This is a genomic window from Luteibacter sp. UNCMF331Sha3.1, assembly GCF_900109915.1.
Classification (GTDB): Bacteria; Pseudomonadota; Gammaproteobacteria; order Xanthomonadales; family Rhodanobacteraceae; genus Luteibacter.
Window position 1 is genome coordinate 1,732,675 of the sequence record NZ_FOBU01000001.1, and the last position, 23,296, is coordinate 1,755,970.

Here is a 23,296-nt window from a genome sequence, read left to right on the forward strand (position 1 = left end):
GCCCGCAACCTGTTCTCTACCCCGATCGTGGTCGTGCAGACGGCCACTTCGACGGGCTACGGCCTGTGGATGGTGCTGGGGACGGCGTTGGCGCTCGGTCTGTACCCCGACGGCCGTGGCGAGGTGCTCGCGCCGCTCACCGTCGGGCTCGCGTTGACCGCTACCGGGCTTCTGGCGACCTGCCTGCGACTACCTTTCGCGGCCGACTGGCACGGCTGGAATCCCGCCCAGCGGATGATGCCGACGGTCGAGGGCATGATCGCGATGGTCAATTTCCTGCCCATGCTCGCGCTCGCGGGCCTCGCGCGCGGTGAAAACGACTTCTGGGCCACCCGTGTCGCCGGCGGCATCCTCGCCGCGAGCAGCCTGGCGACGCTGGTGTATACCGCCCGCGCCGCGTCGCGCGACCTGGCGCCCCGCGTAGCGTCGATCGCCAACGCGCAGCCGGTCGGACGAGTGGTGTCCGCCCTGTTCGCCGGCGGTCTCTGGCTCTGGCTCTGCATCGCCCTGCAGTCCGAGACGCCGGCGGATCCGGTCAATCCCTGGCGGATGGCCCTGCTCGGGGTCGCGCTCGCGCTGGGGCTGGTCGAAGGCATGCGCTGGCGGGCACTCGTCCAGCTGGCGGCGGCGCATGGCGACGCGCAACTCACGTCCGCGGGCCGGGGACCCTTGCGGTTGCTGGGCTGGCGGGTCTGCGTGGCGCTGCTGTCGGTGGGGTTGCCGTCGTTGCTGCTGCTCTCCCACCCCGCTGGCCGGGCGCATGCGCTGGCCGCCGGTCTGGGGGCGTTAAGCTGCGTTATCGGTCAATGTCTCGAGCAGCGGCTCTATGGCCGCGCCTACGGCAGGCTCACGGCCAGCCACGCATGAATACCGATCGGGCGCGGGGGCGCCACCGGCCATCCCCAGGGCCGGACCCATTCCAACGAGTTTCCTTCCACATCCGGGTAGACGATGAAAAAACTGCTGATCGCCACGCTCGTTCTTGCCGCCCTGCCGTTCACGGCATCGGCGCAGGACGCCAACGCCAATTCGAACAGCGCCCAGAACGGCGGCTGGACCGGCTCGGGCGAATTCGGTTTCGCCTCGTCGCGCGGTAACTCGCGGTCCGAGAACGCCAACGCCAAGCTCGGCCTGAGCCAGGAAAACGAGCTGTGGAAGAACAACTTCTACCTCAACGGCCTGCGCTCCAAGGGTGAGGTGACCGTCGAAGACCAGGACGGCAACCCGGTCGACAAGTTCAGCACCACCGCCAACCGTTACGACACCGGCGCGTCCGTGGGCTACAAGTTCGACCCGCGCAGCTACGTCGTGACGGCCGCGCGTTACGAGCACGACGACTTCGGCGCCAACATCTGGCAGGGCATCATCTCGATCGGCTACGGCTACATCGCGCTGAAGAACGAGCGTGCCGAGCTCTCCTTCGAAATCGGTCCCGGTTTCAAGCGCTACCAGCCGGCCAACTCGACGCGCGCCGTGCTCAACGCGGATGGCACGCCGGCGACGGACGCCGAAGGCAACGCGCTCAGCGAAACCTATAAGCCGGATGCCGAGAAGGAAGTGGTCGGCCGTGGCCTGATCAACGCCAAGTACCGCCTCACCGACAACACGGCGCTGGAAGACACGCTGCTGGTCGAAGCGGGCTCGAAGAACCAGTACTACCAGAACGACATCGGCCTCTCGGTCAGCATGACGAAGAAGATGGCGCTCAAGGTGGGCTATCAGATCCGTTACAACAGCGATACGCAGCCCGGGACGGTGAAGACCGACAAGCTGACGACGACGAATCTGGTCTACAACTTCTGACGCGATGGGAGCCAGCCTGCTGGCGAAGGTTGCTTGCCGCGGCCACCCTTCGCCAGCAGGCTGGCTCCACCGTAGAGCGTCTCGCGATCAGCGCTGTGGCTTCAGGAACTCCGCCGCACCCTGCGCGATCAGCATCGCGGCCACTTCGTGGCCGAGCTCGACCGGCTTGTCCGCCGCGAAATCCGCCTGGGCGACCAGCAGGTCGCCGGTGGCGGCGTTGCCGACCATCCCATGCAGCGTGAGGCCGTGTTCGGCCACGACGCACCACGCACCGATCGCCACCGCGCAGCTCCCGCCGAGCTGTGCATTGAGGGCGCGCTCCGCGTTGACGGCCAGCAACGTGTCGGCATCGTTGAGCACGGCGAGCAGATCGCGCACGCGTGCGTCGTCGGCGCGGGACTCCACCGCGATCGCGCCCTGGCCCGGCGCCGGCAGCCAGTCGGGGCTGGCGAGGCGCAGGGTGATGCGATGGGACAGGCCCAGGCGATCCACGCCGGCGCAGGCGAGGATGATCGCTTCGTAATGGCCGTCGTCGAGCTTCGCCAGCCGCGTGTTCACGTTGCCGCGCAGGTCCAGCAGCTGAAGGTCCGGACGCAGGGCACGCAGCTGCGCCTGGCGCCGCAACGACGAGGTGCCCACGCGTGCGCCGTTCGGAAGGTCGGCGATGCTCTTGTAGTGGTTGCTGATGAAGGCGTCGGCGGCGTCGGCGCGGGGCAGGATCGCCGAGAGCACGAAGCCCTCGTCGAGCTCGGCCGGCACGTCCTTCAGCGAATGCACCGCGATGTCCGCGCGATCCTCGAGCATGGCGACCTCGAGTTCCTTCAGGAACAGGCCCTTGCCGCCGATGGTGGCGAGCGAGCGATCCAGGATCTCGTCGCCGCGCGTGGACAACGGCACCAGCTCCACCACCAGCCCCGGGTGCGCCTGGCGCAGCAGGGTGGCCACGTGCTCGGCTTGCCAGAGGGCCAGCGCGCTCTTGCGGGTGGCGATGCGAAGGGGTGCGGTCATGGTGAATCCGGGCTGACGTTCAGTCCGCCATTGTCTCGTAATCGCCGATCCGACGCAGCGTCGGTGGGAGCCAGCCTGCTGGCTCCCACCCGATCAATCACAACGGTGCGCGCAGGAGCTGGCGCACGGCCGGCAGGTTGCGGCGACTGACCTCGGGCGTGACGTCGGTGCCGGACAGGCGCGCGAGCACCCGCCCGTCGGCAAGGGTCTTCAGGCCCAGCAGGCGTTCGCGCGGCACGAGGCAGTTCCGGTGCAGGCGGACCAACCGCTCGCCGTGCGCGGCTTCGAGCTGGCGCAGCGACTCGTCGATCAGCCACATCCCGCCGCCATGGTGGACGGCGACGTATTTCTCGTCCGCCAGCAGGTAGATCACCTCGGCGAGCGCGACGCGCACTTCGTCGGCGCCGCTGCGTGCGCGCAGCCACGCGCCGCGTTCCGTACGCGCCGCGGGCCGTCGCGCGCTGGCGCGGTCGAGCGCTTCTTCCAGGCGCTCGATGCGCACCGGCTTGAGCAGGTAATCGGTAGCACCGAGATCGAAGGCGCTTAGTGCGTGCTGCTCGTATGCCGTGCAGAAGACGACCTGGGGCGGCGTGGTCAGCGACGCGAGCCGCCGCGCCACGGCGGTGCCCGTGAGCCCCGGCATTTCGATATCGAGCAGCACCACGTCGGGTTGCAGGCTCGCGCACGCGTCGAGCGCCGCGTCGCCATCGGCGACCTCGCCCACCACGACGACGTCGGCGCGCCGCGCGAGCAGGCCGCGCAAGCGGAGCCGCGCGAGCGGTTCGTCATCGACGATCAGGACGCGCACGCGCGGACTCCGGCAGGAAGACGGTGACGACGAAACGGCCATCGTGCGACGCGGCCTCCACCGAGGCGCGCTCGCCGAAATGGAAGCGCACACGCTCGCGCACATTGCGCAGACCGTGGCCCGTGCCCGGCACGGCGGGCCCTTCCGACAGCGGATTGTCCACCACGAACTCGACGCCGCCGCGCGCGACGCGCCCGGTCAGCCGGACCGTGCCGCCGCTGCGGCTCGGCTGCACACCGTGGCGGATCGCGTTCTCGATCAGAGGCTGCAACAGCAGTCGGGGCATCGGAAGGTCCGTGGGAACGTCGACCTCGCGCTCCACCCGCAACCGTTCGCCAAGACGCAGCGTTTCGATCTCGAGGTAGCGGTCCACCAGCGCCAGCTCGTCGCCGAGCGAGCCGACGGTGTCCTGATCGCTGCCGAGCGCCGCCCGGAACAGCTCGGCGAGGTTTTCGACCGTGCGCTCGGCGGCATCGGGATCGACGCGGATCAGCGTCGCCACCGCGTTCATGCTGTTGAAGAGAAAGTGCGGACGGATGCGTGCCTGCAGGGCCGCGACCTGCGCCTGCGCGCTGGCCGCGACACGCGTCTGCCACTGCGCGACGACGTAGAAGTAGCGCAACAGGCCGGCGCCCAGCAGCCCGGTGGCGAGCACGCTGTCGCGCACGAAGCCGAACGTGGAATCAGGGCTGAGGCCGAGCGTGAGGTTGTGATCCAACCAGCTCACCGCCGCCGCGCTGGCGCCCACCGTGAGCACCAGCAACAGCCACACCGCCGCGTACGGCCACATCCACGACAGGCGCTGCATCCACGGACGCAGCTTGCACAGCGCGACGGTCAGCAGCATCGAGAGCCAGCTGGTGAACAGCACGGCGATGCAGTAATCGCGCAGGTCGCCATCGTTACCGGGGGCCAGCCACATCAGCGTCACCGTGAGCGCACCGACCACCACCAACGCGAAAAGCACCGGCAGGCTGCAGAAATCGGGCAGCGGAGCCGACGGCGGACGCGGACTGGCGGGGAGCTCGGTGACGGACATGCCGCGAGTATGCCGGATGCCCGACGGAGCCGCCGCGCGCGGGATCACGCGTCGGCGAAGCGCTCGGACAGCCATCCACGGATGTCCTCGATCTCGGAAAGGCTGACCTGGTGCGCCATCGGGTAGCTATGCCAGTCGATCCGGTGGCCGAGGGCTTCGAGCGCCTGTCGCGACTGTTCGCCGAGTGCGATCGGCACGATGGGATCGGCGGTGCCATGTCCCCAGAACACCGGCGTCGCATGATTGGCACCGCTGCGCTCCGCCTCGATCGTGTCGTGCAGCGGCAGGTAGGCGGACAGCACCAGGATGCCCGCCAGCGCATCGCGATGACGGAGGCCGGCGGACAGCGCCATCGCACCGCCCTGCGAGAAGCCGGCAAGCACGATGTGCGAGGCCGGCACGCCACGCTCGACCTCGCGCGCGATCAGCGCCTCCACTTCGACGATGGACGCGCGGATCCCCTCGGCGTCCTGGCGGTCGGCGATGGAAAGCCCCTTGATGTCGTACCACGCGCGCATCGGCGCGTTGTTGTTTACCGTGACGGGCCGCACCGGCGCATGCGGAAAGACGAAGCGGATACCCGGCCATGCGGGATCCACGAGCTCTGGCACGATCGGCGCGAAGTCGTTGCCGTCGGCACCGAGCCCATGCAGCCAGATCACGGACCAGACAGGCGACGGCTGGGTTTCGTGTTCGACGGTCGGCAGCGGCATGGGTCGGTTTCCGTTGGAAAAGACCCGAATCGTAGCAGGCGAGGTTCAGCCAGCGCCGATCGCCAGCAGGCTGGCTCCCACCCTCCAGTAGCCATCAGGTGGAAGCCAGCCCGCTGGTGATCTGGTGGGAGCCAGCCTGCTGGCGATCCCGCGGCAGCGGGCATGTTTGCCTCAACGAAACAGGTGCGGCACGAAACAACTGGTATTGCGCGTAATCGGATCCCCGTCTTCACGGATGCCGATGCCTGCGGGCTCGTCGCCCACGATCCATGACCCGACGAGCGCATGACGCCCCTCGAAGACCGGCAGCGGCGCCAGTGCCTGATACACGTGCAGCGGCATACCGTCGCCCGGGTCGCGCTCGCCGAGGATGGCGATACCCTGTCCCTCGCGGCCCCAGTACGGTTTGCGCACCGCGGCACCGGCGACGTCGGCGCGCACGCGGCTGGCGGGCAGCAGGTTCGGATGCCGGGGAAACCATTCCCATAGCAGGGGCAGGATCGCCTTGTTCGACAGCACCATCTTCCATGCGGGCTCGAGCCAGCGCGTGGCGGCATCGGGAATGTGCGTCGAGAAGGCTTCGCTGAGCAGCCACTCCCACGGATACAGCTTGAACAAGCGCTCGATCGGCCGATCGGCGAGATCGATGAACGTGCGGCCCGACCAGCCGATCTCCTCGATGTCGAGCGGCTCCACGTCGAGCCCGGCCTGGACGCAGGTGTCGAGCAGGTAGTCGGTGGTGACCCCGTCTTCGATGTTGTCGTAGCAGGCGGCGAAATGAATCCGGCTGCGACGGCCGAACGACGCCCAGCGGTCGATCAGTTTCTCGTGGATCGAGTTGAACTGATCCGCGCCGCCGGCGACCTCCTCCAGCCAGTACCACTGCACGACCGACGCTTCGAAAAGCGACGTCGGCGTGTCGGCGTTGTATTCCAGCAGCTTCGGCGCGCCCCGCCCGTCGAACGAGAGGTCCATTCGGCCATACAGCGACGGCTCGCGGTCGCGCCAGCTCCGTTCGATGAGCGCCGCCGCGTGCTCGTCGAGACCGAGGTCGCGATAGCGCCCGCCGCGGATCACACGGTCGACGGCTTCGAGACAGAGCGCGTGCAGCTCGCCCGTCGCCCGTTCGAGCACGTCGATCTGCTGCTCGTCGAACACGTAGCAGGCGTCTTCCCGCCAGTAGGCCTGGCCGTCGATGGTGTGGAAGTCGAAGCCGATGCGCTCGACGCTCGCGCGCCAGTCGGCCCTGGGCACGATCGATTCGCGGCGCATCAGCTGCCCCGCGCGGAAACGCGCCCGCTGGAGCCGAAGCCGCCACGTCGGCCGAAGTCGACGCTCGACGGCCCATGGCCCGGTACGCCGCCGCCACGGAAGCTGCGCCCGGGGCCTGGGTCGCCGGCGAACGACCGGTCGCGCCAGTCGCTGCGGTACCACGGGCCGTAGTAGTGGTAGCCGCCGCCGCGATAGCCCGACGACGTCGCCTCGCGCGTGCATTGACCCGTCGCGTAATCCTGCTCGCAATCCTCCTGCGACGCATAACTGTTCCGCTGCACGTCCTTGCCGCCGAATGCAGCGATCCCCACGGCGGCGATGCCGAGCACGCCGACGACCACCGCGACGGAGCGCTTGCGCAGCAGGGGCTCCTTACGGGGATGGAACGAGGGGTGGCGGTAGTCCTTCGACAGCGAGAAGCGCGCATCCTCCCGGGGGGCGTCCGTATCCTTCCGGATCGGGGACGGCAGGGACGGCTTGTCGTTCTTCATGCCGGCGCCCTCAGTAGGTCATGGCGGCGGCGTTGATCGCGCCGACGCAGACCGCGACCACCGCGACGAAGAGCGCCACGGACCGCACGTCGTTCTCGATCTGGCCCCGGAGGTCGCGCACGACGAGCCTCAGCGCGGAATGCGTGAGCAGCTGCACTACCCACGCCACCAGTCCCCACACGGCGAGGTCCACGAGATTGACGCTGTGCGCGATGGCGCTGGCGAGCGGCTGGACGAATCCGATCGCTGCACCGCCGAGGCTGATCGCCGCGGCGAGGTTTCCATCGCGGATCAGTGCCATCTCGCGCTGCGGCGTGATCCAGATGTAGGTCACGACGAAGGCGAAGAAATACAGGATGCCCAGCGCGAGGTATGCGACGAACGCGGGCAGGGTGAACAGGTCCGATACGATCACGAGGCTTCCCTGGAGCGCGGCTCCCCTTGGCCGCCTCGCAAATATATGCGAAGCGTGGCGAGGTTGCCCGCTGCCGCGGGATCGCCAGCAGGCTGGCTTCCACCATGCCTGCCGAAAGCCGGAAGGTTGCCCGCTGCCGCGGGATCGCCAGCAGGCTGGCTCCCACCATGCCTGCCGAAGGCCGGAAGGTTGCCCGCTGCCGCGGGATCGCCAGCAGGCTGGCTCCCACCATGCATGCCGAAGGCCGGAAGGTTGCCCGCTGCCGCGGGATCGCCAGCGGGCGGGCTTCCACCTTGCCTACCGAAGGGTGGGAGCCAGCCTGCTGGCGAACTCGCGACGGACGTTATTCGCCCAGACCCAGCTCGGTCGCGAAGAACGTCATCGACAGCGCCGCGTTACCCACGCGCTGGCTGAAGGGGGCGCCGATACCGTGGCCCGCGTTCATGCGGGTCAGCAGCAGCACGGGCTGGCCCGAGGTGCTCGCATCCTGCAGGGCGGCGGCGAACTTGCGCGATTGCCACGGCGCCACGCGCGGATCGTTGGCGCCCGTGGTGAGCAGCACCGCCGGATACGACGTGCCCTTCTTCACGTTGTGCAGGGGCGAATACGCCAGCGTGGCCTTCGCCTGTTCCGGATCGACGACCGTGCCGTACTCGCTCACGTTGTACGGACCATTCGCGAACGCGGTCTCGTGGCGCGGCACGTCGTAGATGCCGACGGAACCGACGACGGCGCGGAACTGCTGCGGATGCTGCGTCAGCGCCGCACCCATCAGTAGGCCGCCGTTGCTGCCGCCGAGGATGCCGAGGTGTTTCGTGTCGGTCCACTTCGCATCGATCAACGCCTGCGATGCCGCGTAGAAATCGTCGAACACGTTCTGCTTGCGCAGCTTCTGGCCCTGCTCGTGCCACGCTTCGCCGAACTCGTTGCCACCGCGGATGTTCGCGTAGGCGAGCACGCCGCCGCGCTCGATCCACGCGAGATTCGGGCCGATGAAGCCCGGCGTGACGGGAATGCCGAAGCCGCCGTAGCTGTAGAGGATCGTCGGACGCTTGCCATTTGGCGTGACGCCGTCCATCGAGATCACCGTCACCGGGATCTTGCTGCCATCCTTCGAGGTGCCTTCGACACGGGTGACGCGCACCTTCGAATAATCCGCGGCGGGCTTCACTTCGAAGATCGTCCGGATGGAGCCGTTGGCACCGTCGTATTCCGCCCAGCGTGTCGGTTGCGTCCAGCCCGCATAGGTGATCAGCGCCTTGCTCTGTCCCTTCTCGGCGGCGACGCCACCGATCGCCACGCCCGTTGCCGGCAGCGGCACGCGGCGAACGAACGCCGCCTTTCCGTCGTACTGGTCGGCCCACCAGTCGGGACCGGCGCTGCGCACGACCAGGAAACCATCGCCGAGCGCGGTCACGTGCTGGATCGCGCCCTTGCCTTCGGGGAGCACGTCGACCGGCTTGCCGTCGGCACCGATGGCGACGACCTTGCCGCGCGGCGCCCCGGCGAAGGTGACGACGAAGAGCCGGTCGCCGACCCAGCTCGCCGAGCGGGCGTCCGCTTTCTGATCGAGGACCTTGCGGAACGTGCCCTGGCCTTCGCGAACGAAGACGTCGGCGGGACCGCCGTCACCCTCGTTGGCAAGCAGGGCGGTCGACCTGCCGCCCTCGCTGTCGAGAAGGATGTATTCGGCGACGTGCGAATAGTCCTTGCCGAACACCGTCTTATCCTTCGCCGCCGGCTCGCCGATCGTGTGGTGCGCCAGATAGGCGTCGAACTCGCGCAGCGGTTTCGCCTTGCCCGGCGTCGCGAAGCGCGCGTAGGTCACGCCTTTCTCGTCGGCGTCCCACGCCAGCGCCTGTGGCGTGGTGCCGCCGCCCGCCCAGGGCAGTTCGTCGGCCAGCGGCTTGCCGGTCGTGGTGTCGAGGATGTGGATCGTCGTCAGCTCGCTGCCGCCTTCGGCCGTACCGTAGGCGAGGAAGCGACCGCTCGGTGACGGCCAGTAGGCAGTGATCGCGGTGTTGCCGTCGCCCTTGTTGAGATCGACGAGGGTGCGGGTGGCGCCATCCGGCCAGGCCTTCGCCACCAGTACAGGCTGCGGCTGCGGCGGTGTGTTCTCGAAATAGAACAGCGTGCCGCCAGCGAGCGTCGGTGACGATCGCGTGGTCGAGGTGATGGCCAGCTCGCGGATACGCGCGCTCAGTTCCTTGCCCAGCGGCATCGCGCCGATGGTTGCCTCGGTGTATGCGTTCTGCGCCTCGATCCACTTCGTGACCTCGGGCGCGGTGGGATTTTCCAGCCAGCGGTACGGATCCGTCACGGCCTGCCCGGCGAGCGTCTCCGACACCACGTGCTTCGGGGTGGCCGGCGGCGTGGTCGAGGCGGCATGGGCGCCGAAGGCGAGGAACAGGCTGACGGCGAGAAGGCGAGGAACGATGGCGCGCATGGGGTGGACTCCCGGGGAGGATGGCCGAGCGTAGCAAAGGGCCGCACCGGGCTGCAGGCTGGCTCCCACCAACAACCAGTATCCTTTCTCGATTCACCGCTGCCGGAACCCTCCATGCGCGTCCTCGTCGCCGCCCTTCTCACCGTCCTCGCCGCCGCCCCGGCGCTTGCCGCGACGCCGCCGCTGGACATGGAAACGATCATGGCCGACCCGGACTGGATCGGGTCGCCGGTGGAAGACGCGTACTGGAGCGTCGACGGCGCGCAGGTCTACTACTCGCTCAAGCGCGACGGCAGCCCCGTGCGAGACCTCTGGCGCGCGGCGGCGGGTGGCGGTGCGCCCGAGCGCCTCGCTCCCGCGGCGGCCGTGCAGGCGGACGGCGCCGGAGCGGTGTTCGACCGCGATCATCGCCGCGCGGCATTCGTCCGGCACGGCGACGTGTTCCTGCGTGATCTCGCCAGCGGGGCCACGGTGCAGGTGACGCGCACCGCCGCGAAGGAAAGCGAGCCGCGCTTTTCGGCGGACGGCCGGCTGCTGACCTTCCGGGCCGACAAGGACTGGTTCGCCTATGCCGTGAACGGCGGTCCCGTCACCCAGGCCGCGGTGCTGGAAGAAAAGGACGATCCGAAGACGAAGCCCTCGGACGGCCTGAGCGACGAGCAGCAGTCGCTGTTCAAGACGCTGCGCGGTCTCCGCGCGGACGAGGACGCCATGGCTGCCGATGCCGACGCACTCGCGGCCGCCGATCCGGGCCGTATGCCGAAGCCATTCTGGCTCGGCAAGAACGTCGCGGTCGCCACGACATCGCTGTCGCCCGACGGTCGCTGGCTGCTGGTCGTCACGCAGGCGAAAGACGCCGATGCGGGCAAGATCGCGGATCTCACGCACTACGTCACCGATTCGGGTTACGCGGAGCCCGAGGCCACGCGCAGCTACGTCGGCCGCAACGACCCCGCGCCGCAATCGCTGCGCCTGCTCGACCTGACGACGCATGCCAGCTACGACCTCGACACCGCGACCCTGCCGGGCATCGGCGACGACCCGCTGGCCGCGCTTCGTGCGAAGGCGGTCGCCGCGCTGCGCAAGGAGGGCAAGACCGATCGCGCGGATGCCCTGGCCGCTCCGAAGAAGCGGCCCGTCATCGTCAACGCGGAGTACAGCCCCGGCATCGTCTGGAGCGACGACGGCCACGAGGTCGCCGTGCAGCTGCGCGCGATCGACAACAAGGATCGCTGGATCGCCACGGTGGACTTCGACCGCCACGCGCTGGTGAGCCAGCACCGCCTCACCGACAAGGCCTGGATCAACTGGGACGGCAACGACTTCGGCTGGCTGCGCGACGGACGCACCCTGTGGTACCTGAGCGAAGAATCCGGCTACGCGCAGCTCTACGTGCGGCCTCGCGGTGGCAAGGCCACGGCGCTGACGAAGGGCGCGTTCGAAGTCGATCACCCGGTGCTCAGCCCGGACGGCACCCGCTTCTACGTGCGCACCAACAAGGTGGCGCCGTACAGTTACGACGTCTACAGCGTGCCCGTGCAGGGCGGCGAACTCACGCGCGTCACCACGTACGAAGGCCTCGACGACTTCGCCCTGTCGCCGGACGGCCGCCGTCTCGCCGTGCTGCATTCGTCGTCGTACGTCCCGTCGCAGCTCGCCACGATCGGCGTGGACGGGTCGGACGCCCGCGACCTGACCGATACGCGCAAGCCGGGATTCAAGGCGCGCGAATGGATCGCACCGACGATCGTGCCGGTGCCGTCGCAGCACGGCGCGGGAAGGATCTGGGCGAAGTTCTACGGCCCGGCGGATGCCGCGGCCGCCGCGTCGCGACCGGCCGTGATCTTCGTCCATGGCGCGGGCTACCTGCAGAACGTGCACCTGTCGTACCCGGCGTATTTCCGCGAGCAGATGTTCCACAACCTGCTGGTGCAGCGCGGTTACGTGGTGCTCGACATGGACTACCGCGCATCCAGGGGCTACGGCCGCGACTGGCGCACGGCGATCTACCGGCAGATGGGCCACCCCGAACTCGACGACCTGCTCGACGGCAAGGCGTGGCTGGTGAAGGAGCATGGCGTCGACCCGAAGCGCGTCGGCATCTATGGCGGCAGCTACGGCGGCTTCATGACGCTGATGGCCTTGCTGCGCACGCCCGGCGAATTCGCGGCCGGTGCCGCCCTGCGCCCGGTGACGGACTGGACCAGCTACAACCACGAGTACACGTCGAACATCCTCAACGATCCCCAGATCGATCCGGAGGCGTACAAGGTGAGTTCGCCGATCCAGTACGCCGAGGCGCTCGCCGACCCGCTGCTGATCGAGCACGGCCTGATCGACGACAACGTGCTCGCCAGCGATTCCATCCGCCTGTACCAGCGCTTCATCGAGCTGCACAAGAAGAACTTCTGGATGTCGCTCTATCCGCTGGAGCGCCATTCGTTCGTGCACGCGGACTCGTGGTACGACGAATACCGCCGCATCGACGAACTCTTCCGCGACAGGCTGGAACCCGCCGCCGCGAAGTAACACCGGGTGTAGCCGCCGTGGATACCGGCTTACGCCGGTATGACGAAAGCTCGTCGCCCCGGCGTACGCCGGGGCCCACGGCGAGGCGATCGGTCTTCGCGACACGGCCTCCCACCAGAGAATTTACGCAAACGTTACGCCCCCGCCCCGCCGCGATACGCCGTAAATATCGCGTAAGGCGAACAATGCGCGCCGTTACCCCCGACGGAACGCTCCCGTGGAATTCCTGTACGTCCTCCTCCTCGTCGTCCTCACGGCACTGACGATCGGCTTCCTCATGATCTGCGACCGGCTCGGTCGTCGCTGAGGCATCGCCATGACCCTTTCCTATGTGATCGCCGCGATCGTCGCGGCCCTGCTCGCGGGTTATCTCTGCGTGGCCCTCCTCAAGCCGGAGTGGTTCGAATGACCGCGAACGACTTTCTCCAGATCGGCCTGTTCCTCGCCGTGTTGCTGGCGCTGGTGAAGCCCGCCGGCCAGTACATGGCGCTCGTGTTCGCCGACGAACCCAACCGCGTCACGCGCGCGGGCGCCGGTACCGAACGCCTGCTCTATCGCCTCGCGGGCATCCGCGCGGACGAGGACATGGGCTGGAAGCGCTATGCCATCGCCATGCTCGTCTTCAACGTGGCCGGCATCGCGGCGGTATACCTCCTGCAGCGGACGCAGCAGTGGCTGCCCCTGAACCCGCAGCACTTCGGTGCCGTGTCGCCCGACTCGGCGATGAATACCGCCATCAGCTTCGCCAGCAACACGAACTGGCAGGGCTATGCGGGCGAGTCGACGATGAGCTATCTCACGCAGGCCCTCGGCCTCGCGGTGCAGAACTTCCTCTCGGCGGCGACAGGTATCGCCGTGCTCATCGCCGTCGTCCGCGGCTTCGCGCGTCGCGGCGCCTCGGCCGTCGGCAATTTCTGGGTCGACATGACCCGCGCCACGCTCTACGTGCTGCTGCCCCTGTCGTTCATCATCGCACTGCTGCTCGTGTCGCAGGGTGTGGTGCAGAATCTGGTCCCGTATCTCGACGCGACCACGCTGGAGCACGGCAAGCAGTCGCTTCCGATGGGTCCGGCCGCCTCGCAGATCGCCATCAAGATGCTCGGCACCAACGGCGGCGGTTTCTTCAACGTCAACTCCGCGCATCCGTTCGAAAACCCGACGCCGTTCTCGAACTTCATCGAGATGCTCGCGATCTTCATCATTCCGGCGGCACTTTGCTACACGTTCGGCAGCATGGTCGGCGATCGCCGCCAGGGCTGGGCGATCCTGGCCACCATGCTGCTCCTTTTCGTTCCGCTGACGATCGGGCTCGTGGCCGCCGAACAGGCCGGCAACCCGGCGTTCCATGGGCTCGCCGTCGATGCGCAGGCAAGTGCCCTGCAGGCGGGCGGCAACATGGAAGGCAAGGAAACGCGATTCGGCATCGCCACGTCCGGCCTGTTCGCCGCGATCACCACGGCCGCCTCGTGCGGCGCGGTGAACGCGATGCACGACTCGCTGACGCCCCTGGGCGGCCTGGTACCCATGTGGCTGATGCAGCTGGGCGAAGTGGTGTTCGGCGGCGTCGGTTCGGGCTTGTACGGCATGCTCGCGTTCGCCGTGGTGGCCGTCTTCATCGCAGGCCTGATGGTCGGCCGCACGCCCGAGTACCTCGGCAAGAAGATCGAGGCGCACGAAATGAAGATGGCGAGCCTCGCGGTGCTGATTCCCTGTGCGCTCGTGGTGGTTTGCACCGCGATCGCCGTGGTGGCGCCAGCCGGCTATGCGGGCGTAGCCAATCCCGGCGCGCACGGCTTCAGTGAAATGCTCTACGCCGTCACGTCGGCCGCGAACAACAACGGCAGCGCCTTCGGTGGTCTTTCGGCGAACACGCCGTTCTGGAACGTCCTGCTGGGGATCTGCATGTTCCTGGCGCGTTTCCCGCTGGCGATCGCGATGCTGGCCATGGCCGGCTCGCTCGCCGCGAAGCGCGCGGTGCCCGTCACCGCGGGCACCCTGCCGACCCACACGCCGCTCTTCGTCACGCTGCTCGCCTGCGTGGTGATCGTGGTCGGCGCGCTGACCTTCCTCCCGGCGCTGGCCCTCGGGCCGATCGTCGAACAACTGATGTCCGCCACGGGCCATTGATCCATGACTACCCATGCCTCCGTACCGCGCGGTTTCGACCGCGCGCTGGTGACGCGCGCCCTCAAGGACGCGTTCCTCAAGCTCTCGCCGCGCCTGCAGTTCCGCAATCCGGTGATGTTCGTCGTCTTCGTCTGCAGCGTGCTGACCACCCTCCTCTGGGTGCAGGCGCTGACCGGCCACGGCGAAGCACCGGCGGGCTTCATCTTCTGGGTCGCCCTGTGGCTCTGGTTCACCCTGCTCTTCGCCAACTTCGCCGAAGCCCTCGCCGAAGGCCGCGGCAAGGCCCAGGCTGACGCGCTGCGCGGTTCGCGGCGTGACGTGCTGGCGAAGCGTCTGACGCAGCCGGAACGCGGCTCGCCGGTCATCTTCACGCCGTCGAGCGAACTGCGTTCGGGTCATTACGTACTCGTCGAAGCCGGCGACATCGTGCCGGGCGACGGTGATGTCGTGGTCGGCGCGGCGAGTGTCGACGAGAGCGCCATCACCGGCGAATCCGCGCCGGTGATCCGCGAATCGGGCGGCGACCGCAGTGCGGTGACCGGCGGTACCCGCGTCCTGTCCGACTGGCTCGTGGTGAAGATCGCCAGCAACCCGGGCGAGAGCTTCCTCGACCGGATGATCTCGATGGTCGAGGGCGCTTCGCGCCGGAAGACGCCGAACGAGATCGCGCTGACGATCCTGCTGGCGAAGTTCACGCTCATCTTCCTGCTCGCCTGCGCCACGTTGCTGCCGTACTCCATCTACAGCGTGCAGGCCGCCGGCGTCGGCCAGCCGATCACGCTGACCGTGCTCGTCGCCCTGCTCGTGTGCCTCATTCCCACCACGATCGGCGCCCTGCTCTCGGCCATCGGCATCGCCGGCATGGATCGCATGATCCGCGCCAATGTGATCGCGACCTCCGGCCGCGCCGTCGAGGCCGCCGGCGACGTCGACGTGCTGCTGCTCGACAAGACCGGCACGATCACCCTTGGCAACCGCCAGGCCGTCGCCTTCCACCCGGCGCCGGGCATCGAGGAACGCGAGCTCGCCGAGGCGGCCGATCTCGCGTCGCGTGCCGACGAGACGCCCGAAGGGCGCAGCATCGTGGCGCTCGCGGCGAAGACGTTCGGCTGGGCCGAGCGCCGCGCCGACGACAGCCGTGCCGTGTTCGTACCGTTCACCGCGCAGACCCGCATGAGCGGCGTCGACGTCGGCAGCCGGCACATCCGCAAGGGTGCGATGGATGCGGTCGAACGCTACCTCGACACGCAGGACAGCCACCTGCCGCCACTGGTCCGCCGCATGACGGAAGAGATCGCCCGTCGTGGCGCGACGCCGCTCGTCGTCGTGGACGGCTCGCTCACCCTCGGCGTCGTCGAGCTGAAGGACATCGTCAAGGACGGCATCAAGGAGCGCTTCGCGCAGCTGCGCCGCATGGGTATCCGCACCGTGATGATCACGGGCGACAACCCGCTGACCGCGGCGGCCATCGCGGCGGAAGCCGGCGTGGACGACTTCCTCGCCGAAGCGACCCCGGAGGCGAAGCTGAAGCTGATCCGCGACATGCAGTCCGAGAATCGTCTCGTAGCGATGTGCGGCGACGGCACCAACGACGCCCCCGCGCTCGCGCAGGCCGACGTCGCCGTCGCGATGAACAGCGGCACGCAGGCGGCGAAGGAAGCCGGCAACATGGTGGATCTCGATTCGAATCCCACCAAGCTGATCGAGGTCGTGGGCATCGGCAAGCAGATGCTGATCACGCGCGGCGCGCTCACCACGTTCTCCATCGCCAACGACATCGCGAAGTACTTCGCGATCATTCCGGCCGCGTTCGCGACGACCTACCCGGCGCTGGACCGCCTCAACGTCATGCATCTCGCGACGCCGCAGAGCGCGATCCTGTCCGCGGTGATCTTCAACGCGCTGATCATCGTCTTCCTCATCCCACTCGCCCTCAAGGGCGTGGCGTATCGCGCCCTGGGCGCCGCCGCGCTGCTGCGCCGGAACCTGCTCGTCTACGGGCTGGGTGGCGCGATCGTGCCGTTCATCGGCATCAAGGCGATCGACATGTTGCTGGTCCTCATCGGACTGGCGTGAACCGAGGTCACTCCATGCATTCCGTGAAGCTCACCGTTTTCATCGACGACCGCGCCGACCTGGACATGGAGGTCCATGTCGTGGCGCCCGACGCCGCGGCGGCCGCGAAAGCGCCTGCGCCGGTACCGCTGCGCCTCGTGCCGGAGCGTGCCACCACGCTCGACGACGAATACACGCTCGGCGGCTACGCCGGCATCTGATTTCAATCCATCTCAAGAGTCGATCATGAAATTCGCTTCGCTGGCCCTTTCCCTGGCCTTTGCTTCGCTCCCGCTCGCCGCTGCCGTCCAGGCGGAGGACGCGCCGCCGGTTACCGGTAACGTGGCCGTGGTGAACGACTACGTGTTCCGTGGCCTCACCCAGACCTGGGGCCATCCCGCGATCCAGGGCGGCGCCGATTACAGCCATCCGTCCGGCTTCGCGGCGGGCACCTGGGCTTCAAGCATCAGTGACAGGAGCTATCCCGGCGGCTCGATGGAATGGGACCTCTACGCCAGCTTCGGGCGTCCCATCGACGAGGACTGGTCGTGGCGGGTCGGTGTGTACGCGTACCTCTACCCCGGCGCCAATCTGGACGAGGCCGGTCTGCCGTCGCGCTCCTTCGACACGACGGAGGCGAACGCGGCGATCACGTGGCGACAGTTCACGCTCAAGTACAACCGCTCGCTGACGGATTACTTCGCCGCCGACACGGGGCAGGGTTACAAGGGCGACACGCGTGGCACCGGCTACGTGCAGCTCGACGCGGCATTCCCGTTGTCCGACGCGTGGTCGCTGGCAGTCCACGCTGGTCACACGCATTACACGTCGCGCTACGCCACGCCGCTTCCGAATGGCGCGCGTGACCCGGACTACAGCGATTACTCGGCGACGATCAAGTACCAGATCGCCCAGCACTGGTCGCTCAGTGCCGGCCTGACGCGGGCCACCAACGAGGCCGTCTACGGTCGCGTCTCGAGTTTCGTCAACGGCAACGACACGCGTGACGTCGGGGGAACCCGCGGCATCGTCATGTTCCAGGGCACGTTTTGAGGGATATCGTCATGAGCAGACTCATCAGACAAGCGGTCGTGCTGTTCCTCCTGCTGACGGCGGTGACCGGCGTGCTTTATCCGCTGGCAGCCACTGGCGTCGCGCAGGTACTGTTCCCGGCCGCGGCGAACGGTAGCCTCGTCAAGAAGGACGGAGTGCTGGCGGGCTCCTCCCTGATCGGCCAGTCGTTCACCCAGCCGGGTTACTTCTGGTCGCGCCCTTCGGCGACGTCGCCCGGACCGAACAATCCCGCGGCGTCGTCCGGCTCGAACCTCGGCCCGACCAATCCCGCGCTGACGGACGCGGCGAAGCAGCGCATCGATGCATTGCGCAAGGCCGACCCCGGTAACGACGCGCCCGTTCCCGTCGAACTGGTGGCCGCGTCGGGCAGCGGGCTCGATCCGGAGATCTCGCCGGCCGCGGCGCGCTACCAGGTGAAGCGCGTCGCACGAGCGCGTGGCATGGACGTCGCGAAGGTCGAGGCGCTGGTGGACGCGCATACGAAGGGGCGGCAGCTGGGCGTGCTCGGCGAGCCGCGGGTGAACGTGCTGGAGCTGAACATGGCGCTGGATGCCACGGGACGTTAGGGAGACAGGGTGGGAGCCCTTCGCCGGCAGGCTGGCTCCCACCAGGCAGGCTTTTGTTCCGATCGATCCGCTACGCTTCGCTTCATAGCCTTATCGACCTCCCATGACCGACTCCCGCGATGCCCGTGCCGATGCCTTGCTCCACTCGGTGAACGCCGAGGACGGCCAGCGCCTGAAGGTTTTCCTCGGTGCCGCGCCGGGGGTCGGCAAGACCTACGCGATGCTCGCCGCCGCGCGCGATCTCCGCCGGCAGGGGGTCGACGTGGTGATCGGCCTGGTGGAGACGCACGGCCGCGCCGAAACGGCCGCGCTCGTCGACGGCGTCGAGGTGCTGCCGACGCGTGTCGTGCGCCATGCGGGTCGCGACTTTCGGGAATTCGACCTGGAGGCGGCGCTCGTCCGCCGTCCGGCGGTGATCCTCGTCGACGAGCTCGCCCACACCAACCTGCCCGGAGGCCGGCACACCCGGCGCTGGCAGGACATCGCCGAGCTGCTCGACGCGGGCATCGAGGTCTATACCGCGCTGAACGTGCAGCACCTCGAGAGCCTCAACGACCAGGTGCGTCGCATCACCGGCGTGGCCGTGCGCGAAACCGTGCCGGACGCGTTCCTCGACCGCGCGCGCGACATCGTGCTGGTCGACCTGCCGCCCCGCGAGCTCATCGCGCGCCTGCGCCAGGGCAAGGTCTACGTGCCGGAAACGGCGGCCGTGGCGCTCGACGCGTTCTTCTCGCCGACCAATCTGGCCGCGTTGCGCGAACTCGCGGTCGAGACCGTCGCCGCCCACGTGGACAACGACCTGCGCGACCACATGCTCGCGCGCGGCGGTGCGATGCCCGTGCGGCGCCGTGTGATGGTCGCGATCGACGGATCGACGCAGAGCGATTACCTGGTGCGTGTCGCGCGCCGTATCGCGGAACGGCGCGGCGCGCCGTGGAGCGTGGTCTTCGTCGACCGCGGCCGCACGGTGGCGCAGCGACGCGAGCGGGTGGACGCCGCGATGCGCCTCGCGCGCCGGCTCGGCGGCGAGGAGGTGATCCTGCGCGGTCACGCGATCGCCGACGAGCTGCTCGCGTGGGCCGATCGCGAAGGGGTGGGCCAGATCGTGGTCGGCCGCACGCGCGAACGCCCCGTCGCGCGGCGCCTCGGCTATTCGCTGACGCAGCGCCTGCTGCGCCGTGCCGCGCACCTCGAGCTCACGATCGTCGCCACGCCGGCCGAGCGCGCACGCGCGCGCCATCGCCTGCGTCTGGGCGACGACGGAGGTACCCGTCGCGAATACGCCCTCGCGACCGTCGCCACGGTCGTCGCGATGGCGCTCTCGTTCGTCGCGGATCGCTTCCTGTCGGTCGCCAACCTCTCGCTCATCTTCCTCACCGCCGTCCTCTTCGTGGCGGCGCGCACGCGCATGGCCGTCGCCGTCTACACGGCGCTGCTCTGCTTCTTCGGCTACAACTTCTTCTTCGCGCCGCCGCGATACACGCTGGTGATCGCCAACGCCGACGACGTGCTCGCCGTGGTGCTATTCCTCGTCGCGGCGCTCGTCTGCAGCCGCCTCGCCACCCGTCTTGCCGGCCAGGTCCAGTCGCTGCGCGCCGCGCAGGTGCGTGCGCGCACACTCGTCGCGCTCGGTCAGCAGCTCGCCACCGCCGCCGACTCGGCAGCGGTGCGCACGGTCGGCGCGCGAGCCGTGGCCCGGGCGCTCGACGCCGACGTGGCGATTCTCGCGCGCGACGCGTCGCGTGCGCTCGTGGCCGAGGTCTTCGCGCCCGCCGCGTTCGACCTCACCCCGCAGGACGCCGCCGCCGCCGACTGGTGCGACGGCCACGGCGAACCCGCGGGACGCTACACCGACACGCTGCACGCCGCGTCCTGCTGGATGCTCCCGTTGAGCGGCGAAGCGCAGCCCGCCGGCGTCGTCGCGCTTCGTTTCCCGGCGACGCAGCGCGAACCCGACGCCGACCGTCGCGGTCTCGCGCTCGCCATGGTCCAGGACATCGGGCAGGCGCTGGAGCGCGCCAGGCTCGCCTCCGCGCTGGAAACCGCACGCGTGCAGGCGGAGACGGAAGGCCTGCGCAACGCGCTGCTCTCGTCGGTGTCCCACGACCTGCGTTCGCCGCTCGCCTCGATGATCGGGTCGGCCGGCACGCTGCTCAGCTACGACGCGCGGCTGCCGCCCGAGGAACGGGCGGCGCTCCTGCAGGCGATCCTCGGCGAGGGCCAGCGCCTCGATCGCTACATCCAGAACCTGCTCGACATGACGCGACTCGGGCACGGCACGCTGACGCTGCATCGCGACTGGATCGACGCCGGCGAAGTCGTCGCCGCCGCCGTGGCGCGCATGCGCCGCACGTTCCCCGACACGCGCATCGACGTGCAGCTCCCCCGCGAGACCGTGCTGCTGCACGTGCATCCGGCGCTGATCGAGCAGGCGCTGTTCAACATCCTGGAGAACGCCGCCCGCTTCTCGCCGCCTGACCAGGCCGTGCGCGTCGTCGTGCGCCGCGAAGCCGGGCGCCTGCTCGTGGACGTCAACGATCGCGGCCCCGGCATTCCGGAAGAAGAGCGGGCGTTGATCTTCGACATGTTCTACTCGGTCACGCGCGGCGACCGCGGCGGGCAGGGCACGGGTCTGGGGCTCGCGATCTGCCGCGGCATGATCGGCGCGCACGGTGGCAGCGTCGAGGCCTTGCCCCAGAGCGGCGGCGGCACGACCATGCGTATCTCGCTGCCCCTGACCGATCCCCCCGACGAGACCCGATGAACACGACCGCCCCCCGCGTGCTGGTGATCGACGACGAAGCCCAGATCCGCCGCTTCCTCGACATCGGCCTCCGCGCCGAGGGCTATCAGGTGCTGCTCGCCGAGACGGGCGATCAGGGGCTGGCACTCGCGGCCACGCAGTCGCCCGACGTGGTGATCCTCGATATCGGCCTGCCGGATCGCGAAGGTCACGACGTCCTGCGCGAGATCCGCCAGTGGAGCGAGGTGCCCGTGCTGATGCTGTCGGTACGCGATGCCGAAAGCGAAAAGGTGAAGGCGCTCGACCTCGGCGCGAACGATTACGTGACCAAGCCGTTCGGCATCCAGGAACTGATGGCGCGTGTCCGCGCGCTGCTGCGCCAGGGCGCCAAGGGCGGGCAGGCCGAGGTCCCGGTCCGCTACGACGACGGCGCGCTGTCGGTCGACCTCGCGCGACGCGAGGTGGTCGTCGATGGCGCGATCGTCGCGCTCACCCGCAAGGAGTTCGCCGTGCTGTCGCTGCTGGTGAGGCATCCCGGTCGCGTCGTCGGCCAGCAGCAGATCCTGCGCGAGGTGTGGGGGGCCACGCATACGCAGGACACGCATTACCTCCGCATCGTGATGGGAAAGCTGAGGCAGAAACTCGGCGACGATCCCGCGTCGCCACGCTGGCTGAAGACCGAGCCGGGTGTCGGGTACCGCTTCCCGGCACATTGACGACACGCTCACGCGGTTTTCATTGCAAGCCGGCCGCACGTGATTCGTGTCACATCGCGGCGTATTGAGGCGTTTTTTCAGATTTGTCCGATAGGCGCGGCTGCGGCATGCGACGACGCTCCGCACTCCCAGAAGAAGGAGTGTTGCATGCGCAGAGCGATCGTCGTCCATCTGTTCCTCGTCGTCGGTGCGTTCGCGCCGGCTGCCCAGGCCGCCGCGGTCGACTGCGCCGGCGAGCACTTCGTCGCGGGCGAACGAACGCTGCCCACGCACGACGAAGCGCTCGCGCAATGCCGCGCGGAAGAAGTCGCCATGACCCATCCCGAGCGCGGCAATTACGAAACCCAGCGTTCGTGCTACGACGTCAGCTCCCCGGGGACGCACGGCGACTGGCGGCACGGCCGTATCGCGGTCGATGTCGTGGAACGGCAGAGTGGCGTGGCGTACACGTTCGAGGCGCTGTGGATGTGCAAGCCGGTGAACTAGGCGAGCTGTCGCAAGCCCGTCGCGGCCGAGGCCGCTCCCCCAGTGCACATCGGCTCGCTGTGGGAGCGGCCTCGGCCGCGATGGGTGCTTGCCTGGGCGCCGCTAGCCCAACGCCTGCCTCGCCAGATACCGTCCCGGGGAATCGCCGAAGGCCTTGCGGAACATCGCCACGAACGCGCTCGGCGTGGCGTAGCCGAGCGCGTCGGATACGTTCGACACCGGCTCGCCCTTCGCCAGCCGCTCCAGCGCGCAGGCGAGGCGCGCCTGCTGTCGCCACTGCGCCACGCTGCACTGCGTCTCCTGGCGAAACAGGCGCGTGAGCGTGCGTACCGACATGCCGGCCCAGCTGGCCCATTCGTCGATGCCGCGCGTGTCGTCGGGACGTTCGAACATCGCCATCGCGATGCGGCGAAGGCGCCGGTCGACGGGCCATGGCAGATGCAGTTCCTCGACCGGCGCGCGGCGCATCTCGTCGAGCAGCACGGCGAACAGCCGATCGCGCGCGGGATCCGCCGGCGCGTCGAGGGGCCAGCTCGCGGCGCGCTTCACGATGGCGCGGAAAAGATCGTTCACGCCGAAGACGCACGGTTTGTCGGGCAGCCCGGCCGCGGCGCAGGGTGCGATGAACACACCCCACGCGTGACTCGGCCCCGCGATGCTCACCGTGTGCCGCTCGCCCGGTGGCATCCAGCCCGCGCGATGCGGCGGCAGCAGCCACGATCCGTGCTCGGTACGCGTGATCACCAGCCCCTGCTCGACGTAGAAGAACTGGCCGCGTACGTGGCTGTGCCAGTCCGTCTCCTCGAGCGGAATCTCGCCGCGTGCCTCGTACGCCACGAGCGGCGGCCCCTCGGCGCTTTCCAGCAGGGCATGGAGGTCGTCGTTGAGCATGTTGGCCGTTCCTCGACATAACTTGGCCAAGTGACGATATCAGGCCTAAACCTTCCATGGCTAACATTTGCATTCCCAACTATACGTCCCGCCCCGACGCCAGCGTGGTGCGTG

At 68.6% G+C, this 23,296-nt stretch carries 21 protein-coding genes; 12 read left to right on the forward strand and 9 right to left on the reverse strand.

Features of this window, described 5'->3' with window-relative positions; translation table 11 throughout:
* Positions 1 to 33: 33 nt before the first annotated feature.
* Complete coding sequence (locus BMX32_RS07650; protein ID WP_139206692.1) at positions 34 to 867, forward strand: hypothetical protein; 834 nt, start codon at positions 34 to 36, stop codon at positions 865 to 867.
* Positions 868 to 951: 84 nt separating this feature from the next.
* Entirely contained in the window at positions 952 to 1,803 is an 852-nt protein-coding gene (locus tag BMX32_RS07655) for a DUF481 domain-containing protein (RefSeq protein WP_089976410.1), read from the forward strand.
* A gap of 87 nt (positions 1,804 to 1,890) precedes the next feature.
* On the opposite strand, the gene hemC is transcribed toward BMX32_RS07655, so the two are convergent.
* From hemC to BMX32_RS07695, 8 genes are all read right to left on the reverse strand, one after another.
* Complete coding sequence (hemC, locus tag BMX32_RS07660; RefSeq protein WP_089976414.1) at positions 1,891 to 2,811, reverse strand: hydroxymethylbilane synthase; 921 nt, start codon at positions 2,809 to 2,811, stop codon at positions 1,891 to 1,893.
* A gap of 97 nt (positions 2,812 to 2,908) precedes the next feature.
* Entirely contained in the window at positions 2,909 to 3,619 is a 711-nt protein-coding gene (locus tag BMX32_RS07665; RefSeq protein WP_089976418.1) for a LytR/AlgR family response regulator transcription factor, read from the reverse strand.
* Positions 3,597 to 4,658 (reverse strand): sensor histidine kinase, encoded by a 1,062-nt coding sequence (locus BMX32_RS07670; RefSeq protein ID WP_089976423.1) that lies wholly within the window; start codon positions 4,656 to 4,658, stop codon positions 3,597 to 3,599. The genes BMX32_RS07665 and BMX32_RS07670 overlap by 23 nt, the downstream gene beginning before the upstream one ends.
* A gap of 44 nt (positions 4,659 to 4,702) precedes the next feature.
* On the reverse strand, positions 4,703 to 5,371 hold the full coding sequence (locus tag BMX32_RS07675) for an alpha/beta hydrolase (protein WP_089976427.1): 669 nt from the start codon (positions 5,369 to 5,371) through the stop codon (positions 4,703 to 4,705).
* A gap of 171 nt (positions 5,372 to 5,542) precedes the next feature.
* Entirely contained in the window at positions 5,543 to 6,643 is a 1,101-nt protein-coding gene (locus BMX32_RS07680) for a glutathionylspermidine synthase family protein (protein WP_089976431.1), read from the reverse strand.
* Entirely contained in the window at positions 6,643 to 7,134 is a 492-nt protein-coding gene (locus BMX32_RS07685) for a hypothetical protein (RefSeq protein ID WP_089976435.1), read from the reverse strand. The genes BMX32_RS07680 and BMX32_RS07685 overlap by 1 nt, the downstream gene beginning before the upstream one ends.
* A 10-nt stretch (positions 7,135 to 7,144) precedes the next feature.
* A complete protein-coding gene (locus BMX32_RS07690) occupies positions 7,145 to 7,549 on the reverse strand; it encodes a DUF350 domain-containing protein (protein WP_211664185.1) in 405 nt (134 codons plus the stop codon).
* 343 nt (positions 7,550 to 7,892) lie between these two features.
* Positions 7,893 to 9,995 (reverse strand): prolyl oligopeptidase family serine peptidase, encoded by a 2,103-nt coding sequence (locus tag BMX32_RS07695; protein WP_089976438.1) that lies wholly within the window; start codon positions 9,993 to 9,995, stop codon positions 7,893 to 7,895.
* Positions 9,996 to 10,109: 114 nt separating this feature from the next.
* Between BMX32_RS07695 and BMX32_RS07700 the strand changes: the two genes are divergently transcribed.
* The 10 genes from BMX32_RS07700 (at position 10,110) to BMX32_RS07745 (ending at position 22,291) form a co-directional block, all read left to right on the forward strand.
* Positions 10,110 to 12,524: a S9 family peptidase gene (locus BMX32_RS07700; RefSeq protein ID WP_089976441.1), complete on the forward strand. Its 2,415-nt coding sequence runs from the start codon at positions 10,110 to 10,112 to the stop codon at positions 12,522 to 12,524.
* 316 nt (positions 12,525 to 12,840) lie between these two features.
* Entirely contained in the window at positions 12,841 to 12,933 is a 93-nt protein-coding gene (gene kdpF / locus BMX32_RS07705) for a K(+)-transporting ATPase subunit F (protein ID WP_089976445.1), read from the forward strand.
* On the forward strand, positions 12,930 to 14,651 hold the full coding sequence (kdpA, locus tag BMX32_RS07710; RefSeq protein WP_089976449.1) for a potassium-transporting ATPase subunit KdpA: 1,722 nt from the start codon (positions 12,930 to 12,932) through the stop codon (positions 14,649 to 14,651). Before kdpF ends, kdpA begins: the two co-directional genes overlap by 4 nt.
* Before the next feature lie 3 nt (positions 14,652 to 14,654).
* On the forward strand, positions 14,655 to 16,727 hold the full coding sequence (kdpB, locus tag BMX32_RS07715; protein WP_089976453.1) for a potassium-transporting ATPase subunit KdpB: 2,073 nt from the start codon (positions 14,655 to 14,657) through the stop codon (positions 16,725 to 16,727).
* A gap of 14 nt (positions 16,728 to 16,741) precedes the next feature.
* A complete protein-coding gene (locus BMX32_RS07720) occupies positions 16,742 to 16,927 on the forward strand; it encodes a hypothetical protein (RefSeq protein WP_089976457.1) in 186 nt (61 codons plus the stop codon).
* A gap of 25 nt (positions 16,928 to 16,952) precedes the next feature.
* A complete protein-coding gene (locus BMX32_RS07725) occupies positions 16,953 to 17,759 on the forward strand; it encodes a TorF family putative porin (protein ID WP_089976463.1) in 807 nt (268 codons plus the stop codon).
* 11 nt (positions 17,760 to 17,770) lie between these two features.
* Positions 17,771 to 18,346 carry a potassium-transporting ATPase subunit KdpC gene (gene kdpC, locus BMX32_RS07730; protein WP_089976467.1) on the forward strand — a complete coding sequence of 192 codons (576 nt, stop codon included), beginning with the start codon at positions 17,771 to 17,773 and terminating at the stop codon, positions 18,344 to 18,346.
* A gap of 103 nt (positions 18,347 to 18,449) precedes the next feature.
* Positions 18,450 to 21,110, forward strand: coding sequence for a sensor histidine kinase (locus tag BMX32_RS07735; protein ID WP_089976471.1), 2,661 nt, complete (start codon positions 18,450 to 18,452; stop codon positions 21,108 to 21,110).
* Positions 21,107 to 21,805: a response regulator gene (locus BMX32_RS07740; protein ID WP_089976474.1), complete on the forward strand. Its 699-nt coding sequence runs from the start codon at positions 21,107 to 21,109 to the stop codon at positions 21,803 to 21,805. Before BMX32_RS07735 ends, BMX32_RS07740 begins: the two co-directional genes overlap by 4 nt.
* Before the next feature lie 147 nt (positions 21,806 to 21,952).
* Positions 21,953 to 22,291 carry a hypothetical protein gene (locus BMX32_RS07745; protein ID WP_089976479.1) on the forward strand — a complete coding sequence of 113 codons (339 nt, stop codon included), beginning with the start codon at positions 21,953 to 21,955 and terminating at the stop codon, positions 22,289 to 22,291.
* Positions 22,292 to 22,393: 102 nt separating this feature from the next.
* Here BMX32_RS07745 and BMX32_RS07750 read toward each other — a convergent pair whose 3' ends face one another.
* A complete protein-coding gene (locus BMX32_RS07750) occupies positions 22,394 to 23,182 on the reverse strand; it encodes an AraC family transcriptional regulator (RefSeq protein WP_089976483.1) in 789 nt (262 codons plus the stop codon).
* Positions 23,183 to 23,296: the final 114 nt, after the last annotated feature.